General features: G+C 39.8%; 14 protein-coding genes. 11 read left to right on the forward strand and 3 right to left on the reverse strand.

Features of this window, described 5'->3' with window-relative positions; all coding sequences use genetic code 11:
- The first annotated feature begins 1 nt into the window (after position 1).
- The 11 genes from coaBC (at position 2) to OOZ15_RS17195 (ending at position 13,188) form a co-directional block, all read left to right on the forward strand.
- Positions 2 to 1,216, forward strand: coding sequence for a bifunctional phosphopantothenoylcysteine decarboxylase/phosphopantothenate--cysteine ligase CoaBC (gene coaBC, locus OOZ15_RS17145; protein WP_265957669.1), 1,215 nt, complete (start codon positions 2 to 4; stop codon positions 1,214 to 1,216).
- Positions 1,209 to 2,099, forward strand: coding sequence for a type IX secretion system protein PorD (gene porD, locus OOZ15_RS17150; RefSeq protein WP_265957670.1), 891 nt, complete (start codon positions 1,209 to 1,211; stop codon positions 2,097 to 2,099). The genes coaBC and porD overlap by 8 nt, the downstream gene beginning before the upstream one ends.
- 330 nt (positions 2,100 to 2,429) lie before the next feature.
- Positions 2,430 to 2,888, forward strand: a complete 459-nt coding sequence (locus OOZ15_RS17155; RefSeq protein ID WP_265957671.1) for a (2Fe-2S)-binding protein — start codon at positions 2,430 to 2,432, stop codon at positions 2,886 to 2,888.
- Positions 2,889 to 2,907: 19 nt separating this feature from the next.
- Positions 2,908 to 5,166 (forward strand): xanthine dehydrogenase family protein molybdopterin-binding subunit, encoded by a 2,259-nt coding sequence (locus OOZ15_RS17160; RefSeq protein WP_265957672.1) that lies wholly within the window; start codon positions 2,908 to 2,910, stop codon positions 5,164 to 5,166.
- 236 nt (positions 5,167 to 5,402) lie between these two features.
- Positions 5,403 to 7,058, forward strand: coding sequence for a DNA repair protein RecN (gene recN, locus OOZ15_RS17165; RefSeq protein ID WP_265957673.1), 1,656 nt, complete (start codon positions 5,403 to 5,405; stop codon positions 7,056 to 7,058).
- Between the two features lie 296 nt (positions 7,059 to 7,354).
- Positions 7,355 to 8,173 carry an enoyl-ACP reductase FabI gene (locus OOZ15_RS17170; protein WP_265957674.1) on the forward strand — a complete coding sequence of 273 codons (819 nt, stop codon included), beginning with the start codon at positions 7,355 to 7,357 and terminating at the stop codon, positions 8,171 to 8,173.
- Between the two features lie 92 nt (positions 8,174 to 8,265).
- Positions 8,266 to 9,267, forward strand: a complete 1,002-nt coding sequence (locus OOZ15_RS17175; RefSeq protein WP_265957675.1) for a glycosyltransferase family 2 protein — start codon at positions 8,266 to 8,268, stop codon at positions 9,265 to 9,267.
- Positions 9,267 to 10,229 (forward strand): YbbR-like domain-containing protein, encoded by a 963-nt coding sequence (locus OOZ15_RS17180; RefSeq protein WP_265957676.1) that lies wholly within the window; start codon positions 9,267 to 9,269, stop codon positions 10,227 to 10,229. Before OOZ15_RS17175 ends, OOZ15_RS17180 begins: the two co-directional genes overlap by 1 nt.
- Positions 10,230 to 10,232: 3 nt before the next feature.
- The gene (coaE, locus tag OOZ15_RS17185) at positions 10,233 to 10,817 is read left to right on the forward strand and encodes a dephospho-CoA kinase (protein ID WP_265957677.1); all 585 of its coding nucleotides are present in this window, start codon (positions 10,233 to 10,235) and stop codon (positions 10,815 to 10,817) included.
- Positions 10,818 to 10,895: 78 nt separating this feature from the next.
- Positions 10,896 to 12,467 carry a sensor histidine kinase gene (locus OOZ15_RS17190; protein ID WP_265957678.1) on the forward strand — a complete coding sequence of 524 codons (1,572 nt, stop codon included), beginning with the start codon at positions 10,896 to 10,898 and terminating at the stop codon, positions 12,465 to 12,467.
- Between the two features lie 4 nt (positions 12,468 to 12,471).
- Positions 12,472 to 13,188 (forward strand): response regulator transcription factor, encoded by a 717-nt coding sequence (locus OOZ15_RS17195; protein ID WP_265957679.1) that lies wholly within the window; start codon positions 12,472 to 12,474, stop codon positions 13,186 to 13,188.
- Between the two features lie 165 nt (positions 13,189 to 13,353).
- Here the strand turns inward: OOZ15_RS17195 and OOZ15_RS17200 are convergent, their stop codons facing one another.
- From OOZ15_RS17200 to OOZ15_RS17210, 3 genes are all read right to left on the reverse strand, one after another.
- Positions 13,354 to 14,388: an aminotransferase class I/II-fold pyridoxal phosphate-dependent enzyme gene (locus tag OOZ15_RS17200; RefSeq protein WP_265957680.1), complete on the reverse strand. Its 1,035-nt coding sequence runs from the start codon at positions 14,386 to 14,388 to the stop codon at positions 13,354 to 13,356.
- Positions 14,385 to 15,398 carry a dipeptide epimerase gene (locus OOZ15_RS17205; protein WP_265957681.1) on the reverse strand — a complete coding sequence of 338 codons (1,014 nt, stop codon included), beginning with the start codon at positions 15,396 to 15,398 and terminating at the stop codon, positions 14,385 to 14,387. The genes OOZ15_RS17200 and OOZ15_RS17205 overlap by 4 nt, the downstream gene beginning before the upstream one ends.
- A gap of 219 nt (positions 15,399 to 15,617) precedes the next feature.
- A complete protein-coding gene (locus OOZ15_RS17210) occupies positions 15,618 to 17,075 on the reverse strand; it encodes a TonB-dependent receptor (protein WP_265957682.1) in 1,458 nt (485 codons plus the stop codon).
- Positions 17,076 to 17,265: the final 190 nt, after the last annotated feature.

Raw genomic sequence — 17,265 nt, forward strand, 5'->3', positions numbered from 1 at the left:
CATGTCCATACTTAGCGGCAAAAAAGTTTTACTAGGGATAACCGGAGGCATTGCTGCTTACAAATCGGCTTTTTTGGTACGACATTTTATTAAAGCCGGAGCAAGCGTTAAAGTGGTAATGACGGAAAATGCAAAAGATTTCGTTACCCCTTTAACGCTTTCTACTTTGTCCAAAAACGAAGTCTATTCTTCTTTTACAGATGAAGAGGAAGAAAATGCGGTATGGAACAACCACGTGGAACTTGGCCTGTGGGCAGATCTGATGATCATAGCCCCGGCAACGGCCAATACACTTTCTAAAATGGCATCGGGAACGGCAGATAATATTTTATTGGCGACCTATCTTTCTGCGAAATGTCCGATCTATTTTGCTCCTGCGATGGACTTGGATATGTACCGTCACCCGAGTACAAAACAAACTTTTGATAAGTTAATCTCCTTCGGAAATAAAATGATTCCCGCCGGTCATGGCGAGCTAGCAAGTGGCCTGATAGGAGAGGGGAGAATGGCAGAACCGGAAGATATCGTTTCCTTTGTTGAAAAGGATATACTTTCACAACTACCCTTAAAAGGAAAACGGGTACTGATCACCGCAGGCCCTACTTATGAGACTATCGATCCGGTGCGCTTTATCGGAAATCACTCCAGCGGAAGAATGGGGTATGCCCTGGCGACAGAAGCAGCCAATTTGGGTGCTGAAGTCTTCCTGATCTCCGGTCCGACGCATTTAACCATTGACGAACATTCACATATAAAACTGTTTCGCGTTACTTCAGCAGAAGAGATGTATAACGCTACCCATCAGGTGTTCAATCAGGTGGATGTGGCGATCCTATCTGCAGCCGTATCCGATTATAGACCCGAAACGGTGGCCGATCAGAAAATAAAAAAGAAAACAGACAAACTTCATATCGATCTCATTCCTACACAAGACATCCTGGCTTCTTTAGGGGAAATCAAAGAAAAACAGTTTTTAGTCGGATTTGCTTTAGAGACCAACGACGAACTGGAAAACGCTAAAAAGAAGCTGGAAGCCAAAAATTTAGACGCGATTGTTCTAAATTCGTTAAATGATAAAGGCGCCGGTTTTGGAAAAACAACAAATAAAGTTACATTTATAGACAAGAAATTGAATGTAACTCCGTTTGAATTGAAACCAAAAACGGAAGTAGCCACCGATATCTTTAACGAAATACTGAACTGCCTGAATGAATAAGATACTTACTTTTCTCATCCTTTTATGCACCTTCAACCTTGTTGCAGCACAAGAGTTGAACTGTATGGTGATTGTTAATGCCGATCAGATCAACCAAACTAACAAACAGGTTTTTAAAACCCTCGAAAGGGCTTTAAACGATTATGTGAACAAAACAAAATGGACCAATCGCAATTTTGCACCTGCCGAGCGTATTGAGTGCAGCATGATGATCACGGTGAATAACTATGAGAATAGTGCGTTTAGCGGTACCATTCAGATACAATCCAACAGACCGGTGTATAATTCTACCTACCAATCACCGGTGTTTAACTATCAGGACAAGCGCTTTACGTTTAATTATGTAGAGTTTTCCCCTTTGTATTTCAATCCGAATGTGTTTGAATCCAACCTCACGGCTGTGATCACCTATTATGTATACATTATTCTAGGGATTGATGCCGATACTTTTACCCGTGAAGGCGGAACACCTTATTTTGAACAGGCCCAGAACATTGTCAATCTGGCACAGTCAAGCGGCTACAACGGTTGGCAGCAAACCGATGGTAACAGAACCCGTTGGGAATTGGTAGATAATCTGCTTTCCAACACCTTTGAAAATTACCGATTGGCCTTGTACAACTACCACAGGCTGGGATTGGACAATCTGGTGGAGAATCCAATTTTGGCAAAGCAATCCGTTGCCGGTTCGATGAAACTTTTTGATCAGTTGAACAATGTAAGGCCTAATTCTTTTGTCCTTCAGACCTTTTTTGACGCCAAATCTGAAGAAATAGCCAATGTTTTTTCCGACGGTCCCAAAGTAAATATCGTTGATCTAACGGAAACCCTGAATGAAATCGCTCCCCTGTACTCCAAAACCTGGGCACGGATAAAGTATTAACTAAGCTTAAATGTAGCGTCAGGTCGAGTGGTTTTGCGATAGCAAAATTGTATCGAGACCCTTTACTGAGATGCTTCTCGATATGCTTTGTTCTCGATACAATTTTTTCTTCGCAGGGCTACGAAAAAATCACTGAACTGACGGTGACGAGATACATTCAACTAAAATATAAAAGTTATAATCATTGTACAAAGTCGTCCTGATAATTTGGCAGCAATCAAAACACTCCACTTCACAAATGCTGGCTTCAAATATTTAAGAATTTGTTAATTACAGTGAACCACTGTGAATTATTTAGGATATTTATTACTTTAATAAAAAAAATCAACCATGTCAAACTACACAATAAACATCAACGGAAAAGATAAGCAAGTAGATGTAGACCCCTCAACGCCTATGTTGTGGGTTTTACGCGACCATTTACAAATGGTGGGAACTAAATTTGGTTGCGGGATTGCGCAATGCGGCGCATGTACCATTCATATAGATGATGTAGCGGTGCGTTCCTGTCAATTACCCGTTTCAGCAGTTGGAGATCAAGAAATTACTACCATTGAAGGACTTTCAGAAGAAGGAGATCATCCGGTACAGCAAGCCTGGTTGGAGCACGATGTGCCGCAATGTGGTTATTGTCAAGCCGGACAAATCATGTCCGCTACGGCACTTTTAAAGAACAATCCGAATCCAAGTGATACAGATATCGATCAGGCAATGAACGGAAATATTTGCCGCTGCGGAACATATACACGTATAAAAGCAGCGATCAAAACTGCTGCTAAAACTGTCTAACCAATAAAAACAAGAAATTATGTCATTAGTAAAAACATCCTACGGAAGAAGATCTTTTTTGAAAAGCACTGCAATGGCCGGGGGAGGGCTTATGCTTGGGTTTAGTTGGTTAGCATCGTGTAAACCGTCACCGGAGCAAGTTCTCGATATGCCTAAAGAATGGTTTGAGATCAACGGATATTTAAAAATAGGGGATAATGGTTTGGTGACTATTATGTCTCCAAATCCGGAAATAGGACAAAATGTAAAAACTTCCATGCCTATGTTGGTTGCTGAAGAGCTCGACGTAGACTGGAAGAAAGTAATTGTTGAACAAGCACCTTTAAACACCGATATTTTTACCCGTCAGATAGCGGGAGGTAGCCAGTCCATCAGGCAAGGATGGGACGGACTTCGCATGGCAGGGGCATCGGCAAAACAAATGCTGAAAGAAGCCGCCGCCAAAGAATGGGAGGTTCCCGTAAGTGAGATCACGACCAAAGAGAGCATGATATATCACGAAGGTTCAGGAAAATCTGCCGAGTATGGAGAGATGGCTTCCAAAGCAGCCAATATTGCGGTGCCGGAGGAAGTAGAATTAAAAGATAAAAGTAATTTTTCCATTATCGGAACCTCGAGAAAGAATGTCGATGGTAAAAAAATTGTAACGGGAAAACCTTTGTTCGGGTTGGATTACAGGGAAGAAGGAATGTTGACTGCGATGATCATCCATCCGCCTGCATTTGGTATGAAACTGAAATCCCTTGACGCTTCTGAAGCCAAAGGAATGTCCGGAATTAAAGACGTTTTTAAATTCAAAACCTTTGAAGACGGTCACACCTACGGAATGTTTGATGAAACTGCCTTCCCGGAAATGATTGCTGTTGTTGGTGAATCTGTTTGGCAGGTTATGAATGCAAGAAAGAAGGTAAAAGCTGAATGGGAACCTTTTGAAAGCCATTCCAATACATTTATGGGCTGGTCAGGGGACAATACCTTTGAAAAAGCGGTCCCGGCAGGAAAAGAAAATTCTCCTGCTCACGTGGAGAAAATGAAAAAGGTTGCTGTTCAATCCGCTGAAACAGTACGAAAAGATGGTGACCCGGAAAAGGCTTTTAAAAATGCTGCCAAGGTTATAGAGCGTAGTTATACAGCTCCTTTTCTGGCGCATAACACTATGGAGCCCATGAACTTTTTTGCCAATGTTACCGATACGGAAGCAAAATTAGTAGGACCTATTCAAACGCCGGAGTTTATGGAGAAATCCATTGCCGCGAGATTAGGATTGCCTTTGGATAAAATAGATCTACAAATGACCAGACAGGGTGGAGGCTTTGGCCGTCGACTCTACGGACATTTTGTTGTAGAGGCTGCTGTGATTTCCAAGGAAATGAAAGCACCTGTAAAGTTAGTGTATACCCGAGAGGACGATATGTCTTATGGAAATTACCGTCCGGCATACCATGCGTTATACAGAGCGGCTTTGGATGAAGACAATAACCTTATCGGTTTCCATGTGCGTGCCGGAGGAATACCCGAAAGTCCGCTGTTTGCCAATCGTTTTCCTGCGGGAGCGATAGAGAATTACCTTGCGGAAAGTTGGACGATAGATTCCAATATAACCGTGGGAGCATTCAGGGCGCCGCGTTCCAATTTTATTGCGGGGGCTGAGCAATCTTTTTTGGATGAAGTTGCTGAAGCAGCCGGTAAAGATCCGATTGAGTTCCGTTTAGATCTACTGGATAAAGCGCAAAAAGCACCGGTAGGCGAAAACAATGATTACGAAGCGAAACGTTATGCCGGTGTACTTAAACTGGTACGGGAAAAGTCAAATTGGGAGAATGGGGCCGGTGAAAACGTACATCGAGGGGTTTCTGCATATTTCTGTCATAATTCTTACGTAGCCAATGTTTTGGATCTGGTTATGGAAGATGACAAACCCGTAGTGGAAAAAGTATATTGCGCTGTGGATTGCGGTATAGTTGTTAATCCTATTGCAGCAACCAACCTGGTAGAAGGAGGCTCTGTTGATGGTATCGGACATGCCATGTTTAGCGGTTTGACCTTTAAAGACGGTGTTCCGGAGCAGAAAAACTTTGACAGGTACCGATTGATCCGTCACAGCGAAGCACCAAAAGCCATCGATGTTCATTTTGTGAAAAGCGATATCGATCCCACAGGTTTAGGGGAACCACCGTTCCCGCCTATTATGGGAGCTTTGGCAAATGCTTTGTACAAAGCAACCGGACAACGGCATTACGATCAGCCATATATTTCCAATAAGGAAATAATTGGATAGATTATTATAAATAACATAAGATAAATTGGAAGTTGCCTATAATATTAGGTGACTTTCAGTTTTTTTAAACAAAATAAAAATTATCTTTCCTCTTCTGTGAAAAACTAAAAATATGTAATAAGATAAAGTACAATTTTTAGTTTCACTTCGGGAAAGTCCGTGATTTTTTTTCATTGTTTTTATGTGATTTACAACGAAAAAAAAATATGTACTTTTGAGCTTAAAATTAGATTGCATTGTTAACATCGCTTACCATAAAAAATTACGCTTTAATAGATAAGCTTCAGGTTACTTTTAAAGAAGGGTTTACAACCATTACCGGGGAAACCGGTGCGGGGAAGTCCATACTTTTGGGTGGTTTGTCATTGGTTTTGGGAAAACGTGCCGACCTTGGCAGTATAAAGAACAGTGAGGAAAAATGTGTGATCGAAGCGTGTTTTGCCATTCAACATTATAATTTGGAAAGCTTTTTTGAAGAAGTTGACCTTGATTTTGAAAAATTAACCATCATCCGAAGGGAAATTCTCCCGAGTGGAAAATCCCGCGCTTTTATAAACGATACCCCGGTGACCCTCGATATTTTGTCTTCCTTGGGAGAAAGACTGATCGATATCCATTCACAACACCAAACCCTACAACTCACCGATAACGAGTTTCAATTTCAGGTGGTGGATGCCGTGGCGGGGAATAACATTGTTTTAGATGATTATGCTGAAAAGCTTTCTGAATATCATTCATCTAAAAAAGAGTTGATGAAACTCATCGATTTTCAACAGGAAGCGGATAAGGAATATGATTACAATTCCTTTTTATTAGAAGAATTACGATCGGCGAAGCTTCAGGAAGGCATGTTGGAAGAACTGGAAGCTTCCTATGAAAAACTGAACAATGTTGAAGAAATAGGGGAAAACATAGGTCATGCACTTCAAATTTTAGGGGAGGAGCAAATGGGAACCATTGCCGGCTTGAACGAATTGAAATCCATTTTCAATAAGCTCTCGAAATTCGGAACGGTTTATAAAGAACTTTTGGAACGTATCCAGTCCGTTTTGATCGAGTTGGACGATGTCAATGTGGAAATACAAGGCATTGAAGAGATTCTGGAAGCTAATCCGCAGCAATTGGAAGAGGTGAGTAACAAACTCCAGCTGATCTATAATTTACAGAAAAAGCACAACGTTCTCGAAATAGGGGAATTGCTTGAAGTGCAAAGAGAACTGGAAGAAAAAGTATCCAAGACCGAAAACCTGGAAGAAGAGATCAAACAAAAACAGTTGGAGGTGCTTGCTCAGGAAGAGAAATTGGATAAAATCGCGGGTCAAATCCATAAAAACAGAGCTAAGGCCATTCCGGGGCTAAAGTCGCATTTGGAAACCGTGCTTTCACAATTGGGGATGCCTAACGCTGAGTTTAAATTTGTTTTGGATAAAACCGATAAATATTTTGCCAACGGAAAAGACGCATTGCATTTTCTGTTCTCCGCCAATAAAGGCAGTTCGTTCAACGAACTTAAAAAAGTGGCTTCCGGAGGGGAATTATCGCGGATCATGCTGGCTATAAAATCACTTTTATCACAATATATGCACTTGCCAACCATTATGTTTGACGAGATCGACACAGGGGTTTCAGGCGAAATATCAAACAAAATGGGGGATATCATGCAGCAAATGAGCAAAACCATGCAAGTATTTTCAATTACGCATTTGCCGCAAATTGCTGCCAAAGGTGATATGCAGTTCAAGGTGTTTAAAAAAGATAAAGACGGTGTGACTGCTTCACAAATGAAAGAACTTTCGACGGACGAACGGGTGGATGAAATTGCCCAAATGTTGGGAGGGAAGGATCTTTCCGCTTCAGCCATGGCCCATGCCAAGGAATTGTTGCGTTTATAGGAGTTCTAACTTATTACAAATGAAATATTTAGTTGAATATGTCGATTATAGCTACAAATATGAAATAATTTGAATATTTTTGAACTGTCAAAAGAAAAGGTTTGGCAAACTTTTTTAGCGAAGGAGCCAGCTTGCGTTGGAAAACTACGGAGCAATAAAAAGGCAGGACAGAGCGTAAAGAAACAGTCCGGTGGACTGTTTTAGTGAATGGGTCGGGAGGCGCATGGAAAAAAAGATCATTTTGCAGCCAATAGGGGAAAGTTTAGATGAGTTCTTAAAAAAGTTAATCATAAGATATGTCATATAATTTATTAAAAGGGAAGAAAGGGATTATCTTCGGAGCATTAGATGAAAATTCAATCGCATGGAAAACTGCGTTAAAAGCCCATGAAGAAGGAGCTCAATTCGTATTGACCAATGCTCCCATAGCAATGCGGATGGGACAGATCAAAGAATTGGCAGAACAAACAGGTTCCGAAATTATTCCTGCGGATGCGACCAATGTTGAAGATTTGGAAAACCTTGTAGAAAAATCGATGGAGATTTTGGGTGGAAAGATCGATTTTGTTTTGCATTCCATCGGGATGTCTGTAAACGTTAGAAAAGGCAGACATTATACTGATGAGAAATACGATTTTACCGAAAAAGGATGGGATGTATCGGCATTGTCTTTCCACAAAGTTTGTCAGACGCTCTTTAAAAAAGATGCGATGAACGAATGGGGAAGCATCGTTGCCTTGACCTATATGGCGGCTCAACGCGTATTCCCGGATTATAACGACATGGCGGACAACAAAGCATATTTGGAGTCGATAGCGAGAAGTTTTGGATATTTCTTCGGAAAAGAGAAAAACGTTCGCGTAAACACCATTTCACAATCACCAACGCCAACTACTGCCGGAAAGGGAGTAAAAGGTTTTGGTGGTTTTATCGCTTATGCTGATAAGATGTCGCCTCTTGGAAATGCTACAGCACAGGATTGTGCAGATTATACAATAAGTTTGTTCTCTGACCTGACAAGAAAAGTAACCATGCAAAACCTCTTCCACGATGGTGGATTCTCAAAAACCGGCGTAAGTGAGGAGGTGATAGCAAAATTTGGGGACGAAGACTAAGTAGAAGGAGAGTTACAGATTGTTAGATTTTTAGAGTGTTGTGTTTTTATCAATGTCCAGCAGTTAATAACTAACACCCAATACCCAACAAAGTGGAATTAAACTTTTCTTTTATTATCCCGGTATACAATAGACCGGAAGAGATCAAAGAACTACTCTCGAGTATGGAGTCCCTTTCAGGGAGAATTCCTTTTGAAGTGGTTATTGTAGAAGATGGTTCCACTATTTCTTCGGAAGAAGTTGTAAAAACCTTTCAGGACAAACTTAATATTTCCTATTATTTCAAGGAAAATTCGGGTCCGGGTGATTCCAGGAATTACGGAATGCGAAAAGCTCAAGGGAATTATTTTGTCATTCTTGATTCTGATTGTATCCTTCCTCCGGAATATCTGGAAGAAGCTTCAAAAGCCCTGAATGAAAAGTACGTTGACTGTTACGGTGGCCCAGATGCGGCACATGAGTCATTTTCTGATGTACAGAAAGCCATCAACTACAGTATGACAGCCATATTGACTACCGGAGGAATAAGAGGCGGGAAGAAGGCTGTAAACAAGTTTCAACCGCGGAGTTTTAATATGGGGCTTTCAAGAAAAGCCTTTGAATCCACCGGTGGGTTTGGGAAAATACATCCGGGAGAAGACCCCGACCTTACCATTCGTTTGTGGAAAAACGGATTTGAAACCGTGCTTATAGAAAAAGCTTTTGTTTATCATAAACGAAGGATTTCCTGGGAGAAATTCTATCAACAGGTAACAAAATTCGGGTTAACACGTCCCATACTCAACAAATGGCATCCCGAAACCCAAAAAATAACCTATTGGTTTCCTAGCTTGTTTACATTCGGTTTATTGATGTCAGTTGCTTTAAGACTTGTTGGCATTACGGTGTTTCTGTACTTTTACTTTCTTTATTTCCTGATGATATGGATAGACGCTTTATTAAAATACAAAAACCTTAAAATCGCTTTCATGTCTGTTTACGCGGTTCTTATTCAGTTCTTTGCTTACGGCTTCGCTTTTGCCAAATCTACTTTTTTGGTTACCTTTTCAGGGAAAAAACCGGAAGAAATTTTTCCGAAACTATTTTTTAGCTAATGGCAAGAAGGTTCATTCAATATATCCAGAGCTTGTTGAGCAAGCCCAAAGCATCAATTTTTTTGATGTTTCTCGTGATTTCATTTTTTATTTGGTTCTTAATATCACTTTCCGGCACCTACGTAGCGCATGTGAATTTTAAAGTGAACTATACCGAGGTGCCCGAAGATAAACTCATATTGGGGAAGCCTGTGGAAAAACTAACTGCAGATATAGAAGCCTCCGGTTTTAAGGTACTCAATTACCGTTTGTTCAACAGAGGTGTTGACCTTAAACTGCCGGATTTCAAAAATAATGAGAACACCTATTATTTGTTATCGGGCGATGTTGAAGCCGCTATTCGGGATCAGTATAAATCGACTCCCGTTCAAAGAGTTGACCTTGACAGTCTGATAGTAAAATTGGGAATAAACGAAAATAAATACGTAAAAATAGAATCCGATATCGAACTTACTTTCGTTGAAGACCATCAGTTGAAAAATGAGATTAGAGTGGTTCCGGATAGTATTATGGTGAAAGGTCCGGAAGACCTTGTGGCAAAGGTTACTATTTTGAAAACCGAAAGAAAAAGCTATAACAATCTCAGGAAAGATTTTAGCGATAAATTGACGATCGAGATACCTGATTCTTTACAGGGGATAGAGCTGGGGACTAAATATGTAAATGTTAGCGGCACTGTAGAACGTTATTCAGAAAAAATGGTCTCCATACCCGTTATGGTGAAAAACCTACCGGAAAACATAAGCATTAAGCTTTATCCTGAAAAAGTACGTTTGCTTTGCAAGGCACCGATATCCGAACTGAAACGTGTTGAAGCCAACAGTTTTGTTGTAGTTTGTGATTATGATAAGATCACGGAAAACAGCACCTTTTTAATTCCGAAAGTTGAAAAGCGACCATCGTTTGTATCGTCAATCAATATTTTGGATAGAAAAGTGGAATTTCTGATCAAAAAACAGTAGTTTATGATAGTTGGGTTAACAGGAGGGATCGGAAGCGGAAAATCGACCGTGGCGTCCGTATTTGTTGAATTGGGAATTCCGGTGTTTATCGCCGATACAGAAGGAAAGCGCTTGATGCGTGAAAGTTCCGAAGTAAAAAATGCTATTGTTTCAGCTTTTGGAAAAGAGGCATATATAGAGGATAATCCGAACAGAAAATACCTGGCCGATCTTGTTTTTAATGACCCGAAAAAGCTGGAGCAACTGAATGCGATTATCCATCCGGCTGTAGGGGTTTCTTTCAAAAAATGGTACCAGGAACAAGAAGCCCCCTATGTGGTCAAAGAAGCAGCGGTGCTGTTTGAAAGTGGTGCAGACAAGGATTGTGATGTGATAATAATCGTTACAGCTCCTTTGGAAACGCGAATACACAGGGTAGTGGAGAGAGACCAAACCACAAGGGAAGCGGTTATGGAGCGTATCGAGAATCAGTGGAGTGAAGAAGAAAAAATAAAACGGGCCGATTTTGTTATTGAAAACATTGACATGGAAACTACCCGTTTGACAACTACAGAAATTCACGAACAATTACTCAAAAAAAGTATTTGAACCAAAAAATTTAACATTTTTGTTAACGTTAGGTTAAATGCTTAACGTACCTAATTACAAAGCCTTAATTTTGACCAAATGAGTAGACGCTTATTTGTTTTTTTGGTAATCTTGATGAGTTTATCCCTTATCGGAATCATATTCGTACAAGGTTACTGGATTAAAACAGCAGTAGAAGATAAAGAGGAGCAATTCTCCAATACAATCTTTCAGGTATTGCATTCGGTTTCAGAAAAGATTGAAAGCCGTGAAATGAGAGATTATTTTGATAGATTCATTAAACTACGCGATAGCATAGGTGAACTGAAGGAATCAAATTTAAGGGAATTCTTCTTTGTAGAGCGGGATGGAAATAACAATGAAACATTTATTTATTCCCACGGAATCTTGGAAGAAGACTACGGAATATCTTCAACGTTCTTTGATAATAACAATGCCGATACGTCTACCATAAAAAATTATACGAGTAGAAGGACTACTCAAATTTTTAAGGAAGAATTCGGTATTGACGGTAAGGTGTATTCTCCAGTAGAGCGAATTGAAAAGATTGGAGGCTTTTCAGCCATGGACAAAGCCATGTTCGAAGATGTTTTCAAGGAATCAGCTAAGCGCGTGCCTATTCATAAAAGGGTGACGCCGCAGGAAGTAGAATTGCTTGTTCAACAAGGATTGAAAGACAGAGGAATCGATCTCAATTTTGAATATGGTGTTTATAGTAGAGGCCTGGCAACCCGAGTTCGGTCTATGAATATGGGACAATTATACGATTCGCAATATAAAACCCCCATTTTCACAGATAGCGAAGGACATAGCAATTATAACTTATTGGTGAGTTTTCCGGATAAAAAGAAATTTCTCATCTCGTCTATTATTGAGATGGCATTGCTTTCGGTAGTGTTTACCTTGGTTATTCTAGTGGCTTATTCAAGTGCCTTGTATCAGCTGATCAAACAAAAGCAGATATCGGAAATCAAAACCGATTTTATAAACAATATGACGCATGAGTTTAAAACACCGATTGCGACCATCAATTTGGCCTTAGACGCCATGAGAAACCCTAAGGCATTTCAAGATAACGACAAAGTGAAGCGCTATCTACAGATGATCAGGGATGAAAACAAACGGATGCATGCTCAGGTTGAAAATGTATTACGGATATCCAAGCTGGAAAAAAATCAGTTGGATATAAGTAAGGACAAAGTTGATGTTCATGACCTTTTGGAAGAGGCCATAGCACATGTTAATCTTATGGTTGAAAATCGAGGAGGCTATATAAAAGCACATTTTGATGCATCAAGGAGTGAAATTCTGGGAAATGAATTCCACCTTACCAACATTTTAGTAAATATTTTGGATAATGCGAATAAGTATTCGCCCAAAGCGCCCGAGATTGATGTTTATACCGAAGTGGTGAAAAACAGTATCATTATAAAGATAGAAGACAAGGGAACTGGAATGAGCAAAGCGGTATTAAAACGCATATTCGAAAAATTTTACAGGGAATCTACAGGGAACATTCACAACATAAAAGGACACGGATTAGGGTTGGCCTATGTGAAAAGTATTGTAGAAGACCATCAAGGAGAAGTGTATGCTGAAAGTGAAAAAGATAAAGGAAGTACCTTTTTTGTAAAGTTACCTTTAATATAAAAGTATGGAAACAGTTAACAAAAAGATTTTATTAGTAGAAGATGACCCCAACTTCGGAACCGTTCTCAAGGACTATTTAGGGATGAACGATTTTGATGTCACATTAGCTAAAAATGGGATGGAAGGCTATGAGAAATTCAGAAAGGATAATTATGATCTGTGTATTCTGGATGTCATGATGCCTTATAAAGACGGATTTACACTGGCAAAAGAAATAAGGGAAAAGGATGAAAATATCCCGATCATATTTCTTACCGCCAAAACAATGAAAGAAGATGTGCTAAAAGGATATAAAGTAGGAGCAGATGATTATTTGAACAAACCTTTTGATTCTGAAGTGTTGTTGTTCAAGATCAAAGCGATCATCCAAAGAAAATCAACAGAATCTTTGGCCGATAGCAAACAGTTTGAATTTGAAATAGGAAACTTCCATTTGAATTCGAAATTGCGCTTTCTTACTTATAAAGAAGAAGAACCTATCAAGTTATCACCAAAGGAAAATGAATTGTTACGCTTACTCGCGCTTCATGAAAACGATTTGATGCCCCGCGAATTGGCTCTGACAAAGATTTGGAGGGATGATAACTACTTTACTTCGCGAAGTATGGATGTTTATATAGCCAAACTCCGTAAATACCTTAAAAAGGATGACGATGTGGAGATACTCAATATTCACGGTGAAGGATTTAGGCTCGTTGTAAAAAGTGAAGCTGAGAATTAAAATATTCAGAACATAGTAAATAGAAGAAGGCTATCTAAAAAGCTACAAATTATAGATGTCATACTGAGCCTGTCGAAGTATAATTTATTGAAACTTGACATGTCTTCGACAAGCTCAGACTGACAAATCAAATTCACCAAGAGCTTTTTAGATAGCTTCTTTGTTTTAAAATGAATCTATGCTTTCCGTCAAGTACTCCAAATCGTTTTTGGTATGATGTGCACTGATCACGATACGACTCATCACAGCTGAATCTTTATCGGGATATCTGAAACTCGTTACCAAAATCTTTTTCTGCACTAAGAAGTCAACCAGTCTCTCATTTAAAAAAGTGTAGGTGGGATGCGTTCCCGGATGGACAAACAGTCCCTCATTTTTTAATTGATCATTGAAAAAGTGAAGGTTTTCTTTTAGTTTTTTCAATTGTGTCCTGAAGATATGCTGAGCGTCGATCAATGTAGCCATGTTTGCCGGGGTTGCCGGACTCGCCCCTCCAAAAAACGGAGTATTGTTAAGTTCATCGATTCTCTTTTTACTTCCAAGGATAGCTCCAGCCTGTAATCCGAAGCCTTTTCCCAAAGAACCACAAACGATAACTTCCTTTGCATTTAATTGCTGTAATGAAGGGAAAACACCTTCTCCTTTCGTTCCCAGAACTCCAAATCCGTGGGAATCATCCACAACGAGAATCACATTGGTGAGATCCATAGTCTGTAAAGCTAAAAAATCAGGATAATTGATACCCAGAAAATCAATCGAATCCAATAAAATAACCGGAGTGGTATCGAGTAGATTATCTTTCAAGTCATCTTCTAAGACATCGTAACTTTGATAAACCCTTGAGTCTGCTTGTAAAAGTGATGTGTGCGTATGTGGAGCATAGTAAAGCGTGTACTTTTTGTTGCTGAAATAATGGCAAACGAGTTGGGAAGCCATATATCCTGATGAAACAGTGCAGCAAGCTTCGCTTCCTACGAACTGAGCCAAGTGTTTTTCAACTTTTTCATAAATGGAGAGACGCACATTCGATTTTCGGGAAGCCCCGTAGTTGGTCCCGTATTTCTTGATATTATTGATGAGGATTTCTTGAAATTCAGGGTGTTGTTGTAGGCCTAAATAGGAAGTCCCTCCAAAATAAAGAAACTCACCTTCTTTGGTTCTTACGGTCCTTCCGGGAAAATCGTCTGTAAAATATATCATGACAACAAAGTTACACCTGTTCCTCCCAGTGTTGGAAAAACAACTTTACCATCTTCCAATATTTCAACACCTTTTGCGATATCTTTTTTCAGCAGCATGGCACCGTCCATATCGACGTAATCCAATTGTGGTAATAATTGTGCGATAGCAGATATTCCCACACTGGATTCGGTCATACAACCTACCATGACTTTTAAATCGAGCTCTTTAGCCTTTTTTATCATCCGTAGAGCAGGGGTGAGTCCGCCACATTTTGTCAGTTTGATGTTGACTCCTGTAAAATGTCCGGCACATTTTTCTACATCTTCTTCAACGATGCAGCTTTCGTCAGCAATAATCGGCAAAGCACTATCTGATATAATTTTCTTGTATCCGTCCCAATCATCCGCTTTAAGCGGTTGTTCAATAAATTCAACCCCCAGTTCTTTTAGTTTTGGCGCATACTCCAGGGTTTGTTCCGGAGTCCATGCGCAGTTGGCATCTATCCTAAAAACGGAAGAGGAATGTGCTCTTAGTTGTTTAATGATCTCAACATCATTTTCTGTTCCCAGCTTTATTTTATAGAGTGGCCAGGGTTTTTCAAGCATTTTCTCCGTCATTTTCTGCGGAGTGTCTATTCCGATGGTATAATTGGTTTTCGGATATTTATCGGTAGTTGTTCCCCATATTTCGTATAGCGGTTTACCTTGAAGTTTTCCGTAGAGATCATTAGCAGCCAAATCCAAAGCGCAAATAGCAAAATTGCTCAGACCTTTTTGTTTTAGAAAAATGTAAAATTGTTCAGGAGTGTCAAATGGAAATTGATTGATTTCAGTTTCTATTGCCCGAATTTCTTCCATCATCGAGGTTACGGTGATCTTGTAATACGGATTTGCTGTTGCCTCTCCGTAACCAGTTTGTCCGTTTAGCGACAAGCCAACGACCATACTATCCTGAAAATCATGGGACTCTCTTGAAATACTAAAAGTGTGCTGTAGCTCGAGCACATATTTTTTTAAAAAGACCTGCATTGAAAAAGTTTTGAGCTAAGATATAAAATGCTGTTTGATCTCTAATGCGTTTATGCAAGGGATATTTTTAAAGCGGGTGTCTAAAAAGTTTTTGATTGATTTGATTTGTCAGTCTGAGCCTGTCGAAGACTCATGATTTTCAATAAACTACTATACTTCGACAGGCTCAGTATGACATCTGAATTTAGAGTTTTTTGCCCCCTTTCATTAAGGAGTATATTATTTCTCTTTCTCTTCTAATTTAGCGGGTTCGTAATCAAACAGTTCCTTTTCTTTGATCAGCTCGGCAATACCTTTTGGCAACATTTCTTCCCAACCTTCTTCTCCGTCTGCTATCTTTTGGAGTACTTCCCTGGAGAAAATGTGAAGGATCTTATCGTCGTAATCAAAGATATCAACCACTTTTCCGTTGTATTTAAAGAACTTATACAGCTCTTTCATACGCGGATGTACTTTCAAACTGTTGCTCGTCATTAACAAACCTGTATCCGGATTGGTCATAGGGTAGAGGTAGACCTTCAGGTCTTTGTAGAAAAGCTTTCCGAAGGCTTCTAAAATACCGCCACTCAAGTGACGGTAATACTTCTCATCAAAAATATCGATCAGGTTGTTTACCCCCATGGTCAGCGCCATACGTTCTCTGGTGTAGTTAGAGAAATATTCTACCAGTTTATAATATTCTTGGAAGTTGGAGATCATCACCGTTTGCCCTAATGAACAAAGCAACCGGGCCCTGTCCATAAAATCCTCTTCGTCAATCTCGCCTTCAGCGCGAAGATTGGAAAGTGTAATTTCAAACACAACAACGGCATTGTCGACATCTACTTTGTTTTCCCGTACAAAAATATCATATGATTTTTTATACATGTCCATATTGACGAGCGTTACCGGTCTAAAACTACCCCGAAGTGCGAGAATGTTCTTTTTATACAGAATGGCCGCAGGAAGAATATTGTTGCCATCCGGGCCAAACATCACAGCTTCGGTCATTCCGTTTCTAACCAGCTGTAAGCTCATCAAGCGGTTGTCTACATCTTCAAAACGAGGTCCTGAGAAATTGATCATATCAATTTCAATGGTATCCTTATCGATATGATCGTAGAGGTATCTTAATAGTTTTTTGGGTTTGTGATGTTTGTAAAACGCCCCGTAAATAAGGTTAACCCCCACAATTCCCAAGGTTTCTTGTTGCAGTCGGGCTTCGTTTTGTTTGAAACGGATATGCAGAATGATCTCGTTATAATCTTCTTTTGGATCCAATTGAAAACGAATCCCCAGCCATCCGTGGCCTTTAAATTTTTTGGCAAAATCGATAGTAGCTACCGTATTTGCGTAAGAAAAGAATATTTTATTGGGATTTTCGTCTCTCGGAATACGTTCTTCCATCAATCGCATTTCGTGCGACAGCATTTTTTTTAAACGGGCTTCGGTTACATAACGACTGTCGTCTTCAACACCGTAAATGGAATCACTAAAGTTCTTGTCATAGGCACTCATCGCTTTTGCAATGGTTCCGGAGGCGCCACCGGCTCTAAAGAAATGCCTTACTGTTTCTTGTCCTGCTCCAATTTCGGCAAAGGTTCCGTAAATATCTTCATTCAGATTAATTCGTAACGCCTTGGATTTTAGAGAAGGAATATTCTCAAAATTTTTATCGCCTTTTAAAATTAATGTCATAGCAGCCCTGATTTGTGACAAAGTTAAAAAAGTTTCGTGAAGCTATTTGCAGAACTCGTTTAAACTTTTACCAATTGGTTAAAAAAATTGCTCTTTTGAACCTGCTTAATCAGCCACGGGGTGTTTTCTTAACGTTCGGTCCAGTTTTTCCTGTCGGCAGGCAGGTTTTCTTTCCTTAGCTTTGCTATAT

The organism is Galbibacter kalidii (genome assembly GCF_026241135.1).
GTDB lineage: Bacteria > Bacteroidota > Bacteroidia > Flavobacteriales > Flavobacteriaceae > Galbibacter.